Origin of the sequence: Microbacterium sp. ZXX196 (assembly GCF_009709595.1) — a bacterium.
GTDB lineage: Bacteria > Actinomycetota > Actinomycetes > Actinomycetales > Microbacteriaceae > Microbacterium > Microbacterium excoecariae.
Genome location: NZ_WMEE01000001.1, coordinates 157,860 through 171,254, shown reverse-complemented (window position 1 = coordinate 171,254; position 13,395 = coordinate 157,860). Strand labels below are relative to the sequence as shown.

Annotated in this window: 13 protein-coding genes; 9 read left to right on the top strand and 4 right to left on the bottom strand. The window is 71.8% G+C overall.

The window, feature by feature from the left end; all coding sequences use genetic code 11:
- Nucleotides 1-96: 96 nt before the first annotated feature.
- The gene (locus GJQ66_RS00790) at nucleotides 97-363 is read left to right on the top strand and encodes a helix-turn-helix domain-containing protein (protein ID WP_196215768.1); all 267 of its coding nucleotides are present in this window, start codon (nucleotides 97-99) and stop codon (nucleotides 361-363) included.
- 7 nt (nucleotides 364-370) lie between these two features.
- On the opposite strand, the gene GJQ66_RS00785 is transcribed toward GJQ66_RS00790, so the two are convergent.
- A complete protein-coding gene (locus GJQ66_RS00785; protein ID WP_155047466.1) occupies nucleotides 371-958 on the bottom strand; it encodes a hypothetical protein in 588 nt (195 codons plus the stop codon).
- 139 nt (nucleotides 959-1,097) lie between these two features.
- Here GJQ66_RS00785 and GJQ66_RS00780 point away from each other — a divergent pair, with 139 nt between their 5' ends.
- Nucleotides 1,098-1,517 carry an Rv3235 family protein gene (locus GJQ66_RS00780; RefSeq protein ID WP_155047465.1) on the top strand — a complete coding sequence of 140 codons (420 nt, stop codon included), beginning with the start codon at nucleotides 1,098-1,100 and terminating at the stop codon, nucleotides 1,515-1,517.
- Nucleotides 1,518-1,521: 4 nt separating this feature from the next.
- Here GJQ66_RS00780 and GJQ66_RS00775 read toward each other — a convergent pair whose 3' ends face one another.
- Together GJQ66_RS00775 and secA are read right to left on the bottom strand one after the other, a co-directional pair.
- Nucleotides 1,522-2,748, bottom strand: coding sequence for a pyridoxal phosphate-dependent aminotransferase (locus tag GJQ66_RS00775; protein ID WP_155047464.1), 1,227 nt, complete (start codon nucleotides 2,746-2,748; stop codon nucleotides 1,522-1,524).
- Nucleotides 2,749-2,837: 89 nt separating this feature from the next.
- Nucleotides 2,838-5,573, bottom strand: coding sequence for a preprotein translocase subunit SecA (gene secA, locus GJQ66_RS00770; RefSeq protein ID WP_368732493.1), 2,736 nt, complete (start codon nucleotides 5,571-5,573; stop codon nucleotides 2,838-2,840).
- Between the two features lie 180 nt (nucleotides 5,574-5,753).
- On the opposite strand from secA, the gene GJQ66_RS00765 reads away from it, so the two are divergent.
- From GJQ66_RS00765 to GJQ66_RS00735, 7 genes are read left to right on the top strand one after another with little or no spacing between them, the layout of a single operon-like run.
- The gene (locus tag GJQ66_RS00765; protein ID WP_155047463.1) at nucleotides 5,754-7,079 is read left to right on the top strand and encodes a hypothetical protein; all 1,326 of its coding nucleotides are present in this window, start codon (nucleotides 5,754-5,756) and stop codon (nucleotides 7,077-7,079) included.
- A gap of 44 nt (nucleotides 7,080-7,123) precedes the next feature.
- Nucleotides 7,124-7,810: a DUF1684 domain-containing protein gene (locus GJQ66_RS00760; RefSeq protein WP_155047462.1), complete on the top strand. Its 687-nt coding sequence runs from the start codon at nucleotides 7,124-7,126 to the stop codon at nucleotides 7,808-7,810.
- Nucleotides 7,811-7,830: 20 nt separating this feature from the next.
- Complete coding sequence (locus tag GJQ66_RS00755) at nucleotides 7,831-9,345, top strand: ABC transporter substrate-binding protein (RefSeq protein ID WP_155047461.1); 1,515 nt, start codon at nucleotides 7,831-7,833, stop codon at nucleotides 9,343-9,345.
- Nucleotides 9,346-9,352: 7 nt separating this feature from the next.
- Nucleotides 9,353-10,312 carry an ABC transporter permease gene (locus GJQ66_RS00750; protein WP_368732492.1) on the top strand — a complete coding sequence of 320 codons (960 nt, stop codon included), beginning with the start codon at nucleotides 9,353-9,355 and terminating at the stop codon, nucleotides 10,310-10,312.
- Nucleotides 10,309-11,136 carry an ABC transporter permease gene (locus tag GJQ66_RS00745; RefSeq protein WP_155047460.1) on the top strand — a complete coding sequence of 276 codons (828 nt, stop codon included), beginning with the start codon at nucleotides 10,309-10,311 and terminating at the stop codon, nucleotides 11,134-11,136. Before GJQ66_RS00750 ends, GJQ66_RS00745 begins: the two co-directional genes overlap by 4 nt.
- A complete protein-coding gene (locus GJQ66_RS00740; RefSeq protein WP_368732491.1) occupies nucleotides 11,133-11,933 on the top strand; it encodes an ATP-binding cassette domain-containing protein in 801 nt (266 codons plus the stop codon). The genes GJQ66_RS00745 and GJQ66_RS00740 overlap by 4 nt, the downstream gene beginning before the upstream one ends.
- A complete protein-coding gene (locus tag GJQ66_RS00735) occupies nucleotides 11,930-12,703 on the top strand; it encodes an ABC transporter ATP-binding protein (protein WP_155047459.1) in 774 nt (257 codons plus the stop codon). Before GJQ66_RS00740 ends, GJQ66_RS00735 begins: the two co-directional genes overlap by 4 nt.
- A gap of 13 nt (nucleotides 12,704-12,716) precedes the next feature.
- On the opposite strand, the gene raiA is transcribed toward GJQ66_RS00735, so the two are convergent.
- The gene (raiA, locus tag GJQ66_RS00730) at nucleotides 12,717-13,376 is read right to left on the bottom strand and encodes a ribosome-associated translation inhibitor RaiA (RefSeq protein ID WP_155047458.1); all 660 of its coding nucleotides are present in this window, start codon (nucleotides 13,374-13,376) and stop codon (nucleotides 12,717-12,719) included.
- Between the last annotated feature and the right edge of the window lie 19 nt (nucleotides 13,377-13,395).

The window sequence follows — 13,395 nt, the reverse complement described above, 5'->3', positions numbered from 1 at the left end:
CCGCGATCGTGGCAGATTCTCCCGCTGCGGCCCGAAAGTTATCCACAGGCTCCCGCGCGCGGTGCGACCGGACGCGGCACGCCGCATAATGGAGGCATGTCGACAGGCCCCGGCGCGCACCTGCTCACGCCCTCCGCGGTCGCCGAGCTGCTCGCGATCGCGCCCGACGAGGTCGTTGCCCTCATCGAGGAGGGCGCGCTCCGCGGCGTGCGCGTCGGCTCGCCGCCGGTGTGGCGCGTCGAGAAGGACAGCGTGCGGGACTACCTCGAAGACCGCAACGAAGAGAGCCGCCGGCACGCGCTCTGGCACGAGTCCAACGTCGCGAGCATGCCCGACGTCTGGGGCACGCACTCGCCCTTCTGAGCGCTCGTCAGAATTCCCGCACGTCCGCCGCCCGCGGGATCCGGATCGACGAGATCGCCCCGAACGCGATGATCGCCACGCCCGTGACCTCGGACGCGCGCGGCGCGCCCGCGAGATCGTGGAGCGCGAGGTCGAGGTGATCCGCCCCGACCTGGCGCGGGGTGCCGCTGGCGACGCGCCCGTCGCGCCGGTGCACCCGGATCGCCTGCCGGCGCCGGGTCAGCGCGCGCAGCACATAGCCGAACCCCGCCCGCCTGCGGAGGGGATCCTCGGGCCCGGCGGCGCGGACGGGCTCCGCGCCCCGCCAGCCAACGACTGCGTCGATCGGCGCGACGAGCCCCGCGCCGTCGTCCCCCTCGGCGGCGACCCAGTCCGCGCCGACCGCGACGATCCGCGCGGGGACCGATCCCTCGCCCGCGAGCTCGAGGACGACGCGGCCGCCGCCCGCGAGGTCCACGAGTCGGTCGCGCAGCGTCCGCGCCGCGCGCCGTGTCCGCTCCCCCTCTTCGTCGTGCGCGCGCCGCTCGGCAGCGCGCTCCTCGGCGAAGCGCCGCTCCAACTCGTCGAGGAAGTCGCCCCCGGTCGGGTCCGTCATGCGAGCGAGACTAGCGGCCGGCCGCAGGGGGCGCCGAGGCGCCCACAGGCATATCTGCCTCTCCCCTCGGCGGCCGCCCCGTGGTGTCCTAGGCGGCACCGATATCCATGGGCATCGCCGAACGGTACGGGGGGAAGAAATGACTCTTGGCGCACGCACCAGACACACCGAGAACGAAATACGCGACCTGTTCGCGCCGCAACACACGCGCACCGACGCGTTGCCGGATCCGGAGCCACTCATCGCGACGCTCGCGGGCGGCGTCCTCGAGGTCATCGCGGGGGTCCGCGAGGTCGACCAGCTGGCCCGCTGGCTGGCGGAGGACCCGTACCGCGCCCTCGTCGTCCGCGCCAACCTCGCGGCCCGGGCACGGAGCGCCCGCGCGCAGTCGGCGCTCCGGCCGACCTACGCGATCCGCTCCGTGCACGTGTCCCACCCCGCCGACGGCGTCGTGGAGGCGACCGCGGTGGTCGCGACACCGCTGCGGACGCGCGCCGTGGCCCTGCGCCTCGAGGGCTACGACGCGCGCTGGCGCGCCACCAGCCTCGCCGTGCTCTGAGCTCCTACTGCCGGTACGACGCGAGGAAGTTACCGAGGCGCTCCACGGCCTCGGCGAGCACGCGCTTCTCCGGCAGCGTCACGACGCGGAGGTGGTCGGGGGTCGGCCAGTTGAAGCCCGTTCCCTCGACCAGCAGGATCTTTTCCGCGACGAGAAGGTCGTAGATGAGCTGCTTGTCGTCGTGAATCTCGTGCACGTTCGGGTCGAGCCGGGGGAACGCGTAGAGCGCGCCCTGCGGCTGTACGCAGCTCACGCCGGGGATGGCGTTGAGGCCCTCCCACGCGACGTCGCGCTGGTCGTGCAGGCGGCCGTCCGCCGCGATGAGCGCGTCGATCGATTGCGTGCCGGTGAGGGCGGCCAGCACGGCGTGCTGCGCGGGCACGTTGGGGCACAGGCGGGTCGAGGCGAGCACCTGGATCCCCTCGAGGAACCCGCCCGCGTGGCCCTTCGGCCCCGTGATGACCATCCAGCCGGAGCGGTACCCCGCCACGCGGTAGGTCTTCGACAGCCCGTTGAAGGTCAGGCACAGCAGGTCCGGCGCGAGCGACGCGGTCGGGATGTGCGTGGCGCCGTCGAACAGGATCCGGTCGTAGATCTCGTCGCTGAGCAGCAGGAGCGAGTTCTCGCGCGCGATCTCAACGATGCCCTCGAGGACCTCGCGCGAGTACACCGCGCCCGTGGGGTTGTTCGGGTTGATGACGACGATGGCCTTCGTGCGCGGAGTGACCTTGGCGCGGATGTCCTCGAGGTCGGGCTGCCAGGCGTTGTCCTCGTCGGCGAGATAGTGCACGGGCGTGCCCCCCGCGAGGCTCGTCATGGCCGTCCACAACGGGTAGTCCGGCGCGGGGATGAGGACCTCGTCGCCGTCGTCGAGTAGCGCCTGCATCGTCATGGTGATGAGCTCCGACACGCCGTTGCCGAGGTAGACGTCATCCACATCGACGCGCGGGAACCCCGGCTCGTTCTCGTACCGGCTGACGATCGCGCGGCGCGCCTCGACGATGCCGCGGCTGTCGCTGTATCCGTGCGCTGCGGGGACCGCGCGCAGCATGTCGCGCACGATCTGATACGGCGCCTCGAAGCCGAAGATCGCCGGGTTTCCCGTGTTCAGCTTGAGGATCGTGTGCCCGTCGGCTTCCAGCCGCGTCGCCTCTGCCAGTGCGGCGCCACGGATCTCGTAGAGAACGTTGCGGAGCTTGGAGGACTGGTCCAGGGGACGGGGGCTGTTCATCCTGCCAGGATACGGTCCGCCATACCCCCGGGGCGACACGCGAGCGGGCCCGCGGCGGATTCCTCCACCACGGGCCCGCTCGACGCGCGTTAGCCGCGGTCCTTCTTTGCCTGGCGCCGCCGCTCCTCGCGGTTCTGGGGCGCGGCGGATCCGCCCGTGGGCCGCTGCGCGCGCGCCGTGTCGCCGCTGCGCACCTGCCCCGTGTCGTCGCGGACCTCGACGGCCCCGTCCTCGTCGGGCGCGGAGTACGCCAGCTGCTGCGGCGCATCCGGCGTCGCCTCGAGCCCCTTCGCCTCGACCTGCTCCGCGCCGTCGGCGGAGGTGCCGACCTTGACCTCGAGGTTGAAGAGATACCCGACGGTCTCTTCCTTAATCTGGCCCATCATCGACTCGTACATCGAGTGACCCTCGCGCTGGTACTCGATGAGCGGATCCCGCTGCGCCATCGCCCTGAGGCCGATGCCGTCCTTGAGGTAGTCCATCTCGTACAGGTGGTCGCGCCAGCGGCGGTCGAGCACCTGCAGCACGACGCGGCGCTCGAGCTCGCGCATCGCCTTCTCGCCGAGCGCCTTCTCGCGCGCGTCGTACGCGATCCGCGCGTCGCTCAGGATCTCGCGGATGAGGCCCGCCTGATCGATCCCGCCCTTGCGGCCCGCGGCCTCGGCGGCCACTTCCTCGATCGTCACGCCCACGGGGTAGAGCGCCTTAAGCTCCGTCCAAAGCGCGTCGAAGTCCCAGCTCTCGTTGTGGCCCGTCGCGGTGTGCTCGCGGATCACCTGGGTGATCGCGTCCTCGCGGAAGCGCTCCACGCGCCCCTTGATGTCGTCGCCCTCGAGGATGACGCGCCGATCGGAGTAGATCGCGAGGCGCTGGCGGTTCAGCACGTCGTCGTACTTCAGGACGTTCTTGCGCGACTCCGCGTTGCGCGACTCGATCTGGGCCTGCGCGTTGCGGATGAGGCCCGTGATGGCGCGACCCGTGATGACCTGCGAGTCGTCGAAGTCGGTGCGCGCGAGCATCGCGTCGGCCAGCGGCGAGCGGAAGCGTCGCATGAGCTCGTCCTCAAGCGAGAGGTAGAAGCGGCTCTCGCCCGGGTCGCCCTGACGACCCGATCGCCCGCGGAGCTGGTTGTCGATGCGGCGGGACTCGTGGCGCTCCGTGCCGAGCACGTACAGGCCGCCGACCTCGCGGACCTTGTCGCCCTCGGCGTCGACCGTGCGCTTGACGGACTCGAACACCTCGTCCCAGGCGGCCTCGTACTCGTCGGGCGTCTCGTCAGGGTCGAGGCCGCGCGACTTCATCTCCTGGACGGCGAGGAACTCGGCGTTCCCGCCGAGCATGATGTCGGTGCCGCGGCCGGCCATGTTTGTCGCGACCGTGACGGATCCGAGCCGTCCCGCGCGGGCGACCAGTTCCGCCTCGCGCGCGTGGTTCTTCGCGTTGAGGACCTCGTGGCGGATCCCCCTTTTCGACAGGAGCGTGGACAGCAGCTCGCTCTTCTCCACGCTGACCGTGCCGACGAGCACGGGCTGCCCCGTCTCGTGGCGCTCGGCGATGTCCTCGACGACCTGCGCGAACTTGCCCTGCTCCGTGCGGTAGATCAGGTCCTGCTCGTCCTTGCGGACCATGGGCTTGTTCGTCGGGATCGGGATCACGCCGAGCTGGTAGGTCGACATGAACTCGGCGGCCTCAGTCTCGGCCGTACCGGTCATGCCGGCGAGCTTGTCGTAGAGGCGGAAGTAGTTCTGGAGCGTGACGGTGGCGAGGGTCTGGTTCTCGGCCTTGACCGGCACGTTCTCCTTCGCCTCGATCGCCTGGTGCATGCCCTCGTTGTAGCGGCGGCCGGCCAGGATGCGCCCCGTATGCTCGTCGACGATCATGACCTCGTCGTTCATGACGACGTAGTCCTGGTCGCGGTTGAACAGCGCGATCGCCTTGATGGAGTTATTGAGGAACGAGATGAGGGGCGTGTTCGCCGACTCGTAGAGGTTCTCGACGCCGAGGTAGTCCTCGACCTTCTCGATGCCGGGCTCGAGGACGCCGACCGTGCGCTTTTTCAGGTCGACCTCGTAGTCGACGCCCTCCTCGAGGGTGCGGGCGATCTTGGCGAACTCGGCGAACCAGCGGTTGGCCTCGCCCGCGGCCGGGCCCGAGATGATGAGCGGCGTGCGCGCCTCGTCGATGAGGATCGAGTCGACCTCGTCGACGATGGCGAAGAAGTGCTCGCGCTGGACGAGGTCCTCCTTGCGCCACGCCATGTTGTCGCGCAGGTAGTCGAAGCCGAACTCGTTGTTCGTGCCGTAGGTCACGTCGCAGGCGTATTGCTCGCGGCGCTGCGCCGGGGTCTGGCCGGACACGATGACGCCCGTCGTCATGCCAAGGGCGCGGAAGATGCGCCCCATGAGCTCGGCCTGGTAGGACGCGAGGAAGTCGTTCACGGTGATCACGTGGACGCCCTTGCCCGCGATCGCGTTGAGGTACGCGGGGAGGGTGGCGACGAGGGTCTTGCCCTCACCGGTCTTCATCTCGGCGATGTTGCCGAGGTGCAGGGCCGCGCCGCCCATGAGCTGCACGTCGTACGGCCGCATGCCGAGCGTGCGGCTGGCGGCCTCGCGAATGGCGGCGAACGCCTCGGGCATCAGCTGGTCGAGGCTCTCGCCGTTCTCGTGGCGCGCGCGCAGCTCGGCGGTCTCGTTCCGCAGGTCCTCGTCGGTGAGCTGCGCGTAGTCCTCCTCGAGCGCGTTGACCGCGTCGACGACGCGCTGCAAGCGGCGCCGCAGCCGTCCCTCTCCCGCGCGGAGCAGCTTCTCGAACGGATTTGCCACGTGTCACTCCTCGATCCGATGCGGCGGGTGCGTTGATCACTCGCCGGCGCCCGCCGCCGTCCGGCCGCGGGCATACCCGCCCATGCTATCCGCCCGACCCGATGTTCGCGCTCAGGGCTCGGGGCGCCCCGGCCGATCCATAGGCCGGGCGCGGAGGGAGACACGCCCTAGGATCGAGGCATGGTGTTCTGGGGCAAGAGGAAGCGCGTCGAGCAGGAGAAGCAGGACGCCGCCGACGCGGACCTCGCCGTGCGCGCGCAGCAGGCGCTCGTCGCGGCGGACGAGCGGATCCGCACGACGCGCGACGAGCTCGAGTTCGCGTCGGCCGAGCTCGGCGACGCCGCGACCAAGGACCTGCGCGACGGCCTCGACGCGGTCGCGACGCACATGCGCGAGGCCTTCGAGCTGCACCAGCTCAACCACGACCACATCCCCGACACCCCCGAGGAGCTCCGCACGCGCAACGCGCGCATCGCGCAGCTGTGCGACTGGGCGGAAGACGTGCTCGACGAGCGGACCGAGGTGCTGCGCGAGCGCATCGAGAAGGTCCGCGAGGCGCCGCAGACCCTCGAGCGGGTGCGCGCCGAGGCCGCGGCACTCGCCGAGCGGCTGCCCGGCGCCGAGGAGACCATCGCGCGGCTGGGCGCGCGGTACTCCCCTGCGGCGATCCAGCGCATCGGCGCCAACCCCGCGGAGGCGCGCCAGCTGCTCGAGTTCGCGCGACACTCCGCGGAGGTCGCGGGGCGCCGGCGCGCGGACGGGCGCCGCGACGACGCCATGGTCGCCCTCGAGACGGCGACGGAGGCCGTGCGCCGGGCGCGCACGATCCTCGACGCGGTCGATGACTTCGAGATCGAGGCGATGCGCACCCAGACGACCCTGTCGGACGTCGTCGCCGATTCCCGAAGCGATCTCCTCGAGGCGCGCGCGGAGAGCGGATCCGCCCGGGTGCGCCAGGCGATCGCCGAGCTCGAGCAGGCGCTCGCCGCCGTGACCCCTGCGGGCACCCCGAGCGACCCGTTCGCGGAGCTCGCGGCGCTCAGCGAGAAGAACGCCGCGCTCGACGCCGCCCGCGAGCGCGCGCAGCGCAACATCCCCTCGATCGACCACGTGCGCCACGACGTGGACGCGGCCGACCGGGCGATCTCGCACGCCCGCAGCCTCATCGACGGGCACCGCGGCTGGGTGGGAGCCGACGCGCGCACGCGCCTGGCCGAGGCCGAGCGCGTGCGCATCGACGCGGGCACGCTCGTCGCCGACGAAGACACGCGCGAGCGCGCGCAGTCGCTCGCCCGCCGCGCGGCGCAGCTCGCCCACGAGGCGATGCAGCTCGCGCAGCGCGACATCGACTCCTCCCGTCACGGCGGGTACGACGACGGCATGCGGGGCTACCGGGGCGGCTTCGGCGGCCGCGGCGGCATGGGGGGCATGGGCGGCGGCGACATGATCGGCGGCCTCATCGGCGGGGCGCTCCTCGGCGGCCTCATCGGCGACATCTTCGACTGAACGGTCGGCGCCGGGCGCGCCACATCGCTCATAGAATTGTGCGGATGACTACTTCCTCCGATCGCGCCGCCTGGGACGCGTGGCGCGCCGCGCGCCGCGACGCCCTCACCGCCCCCGAGGGAAACCTCGCGCTCGTCGAGACGCGCTGGCTGGCGCCCGGCGAGGCGCCCGACCTCGACGCGGCGCAGCGCGGCCTGGCGCCCTCCGTCCACGTGACGACGCTCACGCGCGAGAACATCGACACGGGCGCGCCCGAGCACGGGCTGCGGTTCTGGGACGTCGACTCCCCCGCGAACCGCCGGTTCGCCGGCGTCGAGAGCTTCGCGTACGACCCAGACTGGGTGATCCCCGCCCGCTACGAGCGCGCGCCCGACGGGCACACCGTCGCCTTCGAGCACCTCCGCGACAACGGCGGCACGCGCGAGAAGGCGGTGCCGGGCACGATCCACGCCGCGATCGCCGGGCACGAGTACGCGCTCAGCGCGTTCGACGACGACGGCCGGCTCCTCCTCGTGTTCGGGGATCCGACGAACGGATCCGAGACGTACGGCGCCGGCAGGTTCCTCTTCGTCGACGACCCGTCGGGCGGCGCCGTCACGCTCGACTTTAACCGCGCCTTCGTCCCGCCGTGCGGTTTCAGCGACCAGTACAACTGCCCCATGCCTCCCCTCCAGAACCGCCTCGCCGTCCCCGTCACGGCCGGCGAAAAGACACCGCGCTTTCGCGACTGACACACAGCAGAAAGATCCCCATGCGCCTCACGACCCCGCTCGCGGCCGCCGCACTTGCCGGCGCGCTCGTCCTCACCTCGTGCTCGTCGAGCCAGAACCCCGGCCCCGATGAGGGTGGCGTCGCCCAGGCCGACGCCACGATCTATGTCGGATCCCTGTACGAGCCCCAGAACCTCGACAACACCTCCGGCGGCGGGCAGGGCGTCACGGAGGCTCTCACGGGCAACGTGTACGAGGGCCTGTACCGCCTCGCCGACTCGGGCGAGGTCGAGCCGCTGCTCGCCGCCGCGCACGAGGTGAGTGAAGACGGCCTGACGTACACGTTCACGCTGCAGGACGGCGTGTCCTTCGCCAGCGGCAAGACGCTCACGGCCGACGACGTCGTCTACTCGATCGAGAAGGTCATCGCGGACGACTCGCAGTCGGCGCGCAAGAGCCAGCTGGAGGTCATCGACTCCGTCGCCGCGGTCGACGACCAGACCGTGCGGGTGACCCTCTCGGAGCGCTCCATCTCCTTTCTCTACAACCTCTCGTACGTGTGGATCGTCAACAGCGCGTTCGAGGGCAACCGCTCCTCCGAGGCCGACGGCACGGGCCCGTACGTTCTGGACACGTGGACCCGCGGATCCGCCCTTAGCCTCGTGCGCAACGACGACTACTGGGGCGAGGCGCCCGCCAACGGCGGCGTCGTGTTCACCTACTTCAGCGACGCGACCTCGCTGAACAACGCCCTCCTCACGGGCGCCGTCGACGTCGTCACGAGCCAGCAGTCCCCCGACGGGCTCGCGCAGTTCGAGCAGACCGACGACTTCACGATCACCGACGGAAACTCGACGACGAAGCTCCTGCTGGCTTTCAACGACGCGGCCGCGCCCTTCGACGACGTCCGGGTGCGCCAGGCCGTGTCCGCCGCGATCGACGACGAGAAGCTCCTCGAGTCCGTGTGGGGTGACTACGGCACGCTCATCGGCTCGATGGTGCCGCCGACGGATCCGTGGTTCGAGGACCTGACCGACCTCGACACGTACGATCCGGACCGCGCCGCGGACCTCCTCGCCGAGGCGGGCTACGAGGACGGGTTCACGTTCACGCTCGACACGCCGAACTACGATCCGCACCCGACCGCCGCCACGTTCATCCAGTCGCAGCTCGCCGAGGTCGGTATCACGGTGGAGATCAACACGATCACCTCGGACGAGTGGTACACGAAGGTCTATCAGAACCGCGACTTCGAGGCCACGATGCAGGAGCACGTGAACGACCGCGACCTCGTCTGGTACGGCAACCCCGACTTCTACTGGGGATACGACAACGCCGAGGTCCAGGAATGGGTCGCCCAGTCCGAGCTCGTCTCGAGCGAGGCCGAGCAGACCGAGCTGCTGAAGCTCGTCGCGCGCACGACGGCCGAGGAGGCCGCGAGCGAGTGGCTCTACCTGTACCCCCAGATCGTCGTGGCCTCGTCGGCGCTGTCGGGCTACCCCGTCAACGGCCTCAACTCGCAGTTCTTCGCGTACGACATCGAGAAGGCGGCGTGACGCGCGCGTGACGCGATTCCTGCTGCGGCGCGCCGCCTTCCTTCTCGTCTCGCTCGCGCTCGCGAGCGTCGTCGTGTTCTTCCTCCTCCGCGTACTGCCGGGCGACCCCGCCAACGCGCTCGCGAGCGTCGGGGCGACGGAGGAGCAGATCGAGGCGGCGCGCGCCGCGGTGGGATCCGACCAGCCCCTGCCCGCGCAGTTCGCCGCGTGGATCGCGCAGGCCGCGACGGGCGACCTCGGCACGTCCCTCGTCAGCGGGCTCCCGGTCGGCCCCGAGGTCGTCCAGCGCCTGCGCGTGACGCTCCCCCTGACCGCCGCGGCGTTCGCGCTCGCGGTCGCCATCGCGCTGCCGTGCGGCTACGTCGCCGCGACGCGCGCGCGGACGTGGTACGGCCAGGCGCTCGGCGCCGTGGCGCAGCTCGGCATCGCCGTTCCCGTGTTCTGGCTCGGGATGATCCTCGTCGTGGTCTTCGCGCTGCGCCTGCGGATCCTCCCCGCCGGCGGGTTCCCCATCGACGGATGGGCGGATCCGCTCGCCGCCGCGACCGACCTCGTGCTGCCCGTCGTCACGGTCGCGATCGTCATGAGCGCGTCCCTCATCCGTTACGTGCGCTCGGCGGTCCTCGACGTCGCGGGGAGCGACTTCGTGCGCACGGCGCGCGCGATGGGCGCCACCTTCGGTCAGGCGATGCGCCAGCACGGCGCGCGCAGCGCCGCCGCCCCCGTCGTCGCGGTGCTCGGCATCGAGCTGGCCTCCGCGTTGCTCGGCGCCGTCGTGGTCGAGCAGGTGTTCGCCCTCCCCGGGCTCGGATCGCTCCTCGTCACCGGCATCGAACAGCACGACTACCCGGTGATTCAGGGCGTGCTCGTCGTGACGACGCTGGCGGTCCTCGTCATCGGCTTCGTCGCGGACATCTGCCAGCGCCTCATCGACCCGCGCGTCGGCGCGGCGGGGGCGGCGTCATGACGCGACGTCGCGCGACGCTCGCCGCCGGCATCGTGCTGGCGGGTCTCATCGCCCTGATCGCGGTCGTCTCGTTCGTCTGGCTGCCGCACCCGCTATCCGATACGTCGGGCGGCCGCCTCGTCCCTCCCGGCACGGACGGATACCCGCTCGGCACCGACCGGCTTGGGCGCGACCTCGTTACCCAGGTCATGATCGGCGCTCGGATCGCGCTGGCCTCGGGCCTCGGCGCCGTGGCCATCGCCGCGGTGCTCGGCGTCGCGTGCGGCATCGCGGCGGCCTTCGCGCGCGGCTGGCTCAACGACACGATCGCCGCGTTCCTCGACATTCTCATCGCCTTCCCCACGCTCCTCGTCGCGATGCTGATCGTCGCGGCGCAGCCCGCGAGCCTCGGCACGGCCATCCTCGCGATCGGCATCGCGCAGAGCGCGATCATCGCGCGGCTGACGCGGATCCTCGCGGTGCGCGTGCTCGAGTCCGACTTCGTCACCGCCGCCCGCGCCGCGGGAACCCGCTGGCCGGGCCTCGTTTTCGGCCACGTCCTGCCGAACGTGTGGACGACGCTGGCGGTCAGCCTCGCGCTGCAGTTCGGCCTCGCGGTCCTGGCCGAGGCGAGCCTGTCGTACCTCGGCCTCGGGGCCCCGCCGCCCAACGCATCGTGGGGTCGCCTCCTGCAGGAGGCGCAGCAGACCGTACTCGTGCAGCCCGCCGGCGCGATCGTTCCGGGGATCCTCCTCATCGTCCTCGTCGTGGGCGTGAACCTCATCGCCGATGGCCTGCGGGACGTGCTCGACCCCGGCACCCAGCGCGTCGGGAGGGCATCGTGACCGCGCCCGTGCTCGAGGTGGATGCCCTGTCGATCCGCGCCGGCGACCGGGTGCTCGTGGACGACCTCAGCTTCTCCGTGCGCCCGGGCGAGCGGGTCGGCCTGATCGGGGAATCGGGCTCCGGCAAGTCGCTCACGACGCTCGCGATCCTCGGCCTGCTCCCGGAGCAGCTGACCGCGTCGGGGCGGATCCACCTGGGCGGCGTCGACGCGATCACGGCGCCCGAACGCGACCTCGTCCGCGTGCGCGGGCGCATCGCCGCGCCGGTGTTCCAGGAGCCCGCGACGGCGCTCGACCCGCTCATGCGGGTGGGGCGGCAGGTCGCGCTCCCCCTCGCCCGGCACCGGCGGTTGCGCGGCGCGGCGCTCCGCAGCGAGGTCGCGCGGCTGTTCGCCGACGTCGCCCTCACGGATCCGCGGATCCCGCGCGCCTTCCCCCACGAGCTGTCGGGCGGACAGCGCCAGCGCGTGGCGCTCGCCATCGCGCTCGCGGCGGATCCGCGGGTGCTGCTCGCCGACGAGCCGACGACCGCGCTCGACGTGTCGGTGCAGGCGGAGGTCCTCGCCCTCATCGACCGCCTCGCGCGCTCCCGCGACATGGCCGTCGTCTTCGTCAGCCACGACCTCGCCGTCGTCTCCCGAATCGCCGATCGCGGCCTCGTGCTGCGCGCCGGGGCCGTGGTCGAGGAGGGGCCCGTCGACGCCCTCCTGCGGCGGCCGCGCGCGGCCTACACGGCCGACCTCGTCGCCGCCGCGCGGCGCTTCGAAAACGCCGCCCGCCCCGGGAGGACCGCATGAGCACCGACCCCCTCCTCGCCCTCGACCGGGCCACCGTGCGGTATCGCGGATCCACCGCGCCCGCGCTGTCCGACGCCTCGCTGGAAGTGCCCGCGGGCGGGCGCCTCGCGATCGTCGGCGAGTCCGGCGCCGGCAAGTCCACCATCCTCCGGCTGTTGCTCGGGATTGAGGCCCCGACGACCGGGGCCGTCCGCTACGCCGGACAGGCGCTCGCGCGCCGCGACCGCGCCCGGATGCGCGCGTTCCGCCGCGACGTGCAGTGCGTCTTCCAGGATCCGCGCGCCTCCCTCGATCCGCGCCGGCGCGTGGGCGCGACAGTTGCGGAGCCACTCGTCTCGCTCGGCCTCGCCCGCGGCGCCGAGGTCCGCGCGCGCGTGGGCCGGGCCCTCGCCCGCGTCGGGCTCCCCGAAGACGCGGCGCGCCGCTTCCCGCACGAGTTTTCCGGCGGGCAACGTCAGCGCATCGCGATCGCGCGCGCGATCGTCGCGCGGCCGCGCGTGCTCCTCGCGGACGAGCCCGTCAGCGCGCTCGACGTGACGACCCGCGTCACGATCGTCGACCTCCTGCAGGAGCTCCTCCAGGGCGAGGAAATGGCGCTCGTTATGGTCTCGCACGACCTCGGCGTCGTCGCCGAGCTGTGCCGCGAGTCTATCGTGCTCGAGCGGGGCCGCATCGTGGAGCGGGGCGCGACGAGCACCGTGCTCGCCGCGCCCCGCCATCCCTACACGCGGGCGCTGGTCGAGGCCGTGCCCCGCCTGCCACCCACGTGAGGGGTGTGTCTCCCTAGCTCGCCAGCTGCTCCTCGGGCGGGGCCTGCGTCTCGAGCGAGATGACGCCGTAGTCCCAGCCGCGGCGGCGGTACACCACGCTGGGGTGGTCGGTGCGCGCGTCGACGAAGAGGAAGAAGTCGTGGCCGACGAGCTCCATCCGGTCGACGGCCTCCTCGACGGTCATCCACTCCGGGCCGAACGTCTTCGTGCGGATGACGACGGGCGAGTACTCCTCCTCCGTCTGCTCCTCCTGCACCGGCACGGATCCGGTCGAGACGGCGTGGAGAGTGGCCGCGTCGACGGGGGTGATGTCGATGCCGGCCAGGGATCCCGTGCCCTTCTCGAGGTGCGCGCCGTGCGGGCGCTGGCGATCCGTCACTTTCTTGTCCTTCGCGCGACGCAGCTGCGTCGTCAGCTTGTCGAGGGCGACCTCGAGCGCCTGGAACTTGTCCTCGGCGCGGGCCTCCGAGCGCGCGACCTTGCCCTTGCCCGTGACGGTCAGCTCGACCTTGGCCTCCTCGACGCGGCCCCGATGGTGCGCCGACTGCGTGACCTTAACGTCGAGCCGATCGGCCCGGGGAGCGAGGGTCTCGACGCGCGAGAGCTTCTCATCGATCACGGTGCGAAACCGATCGGTGATGCTGACGCCCACGCCGACGATGCTGGTGTCCATCCTGTGCCTCCCATTCCGG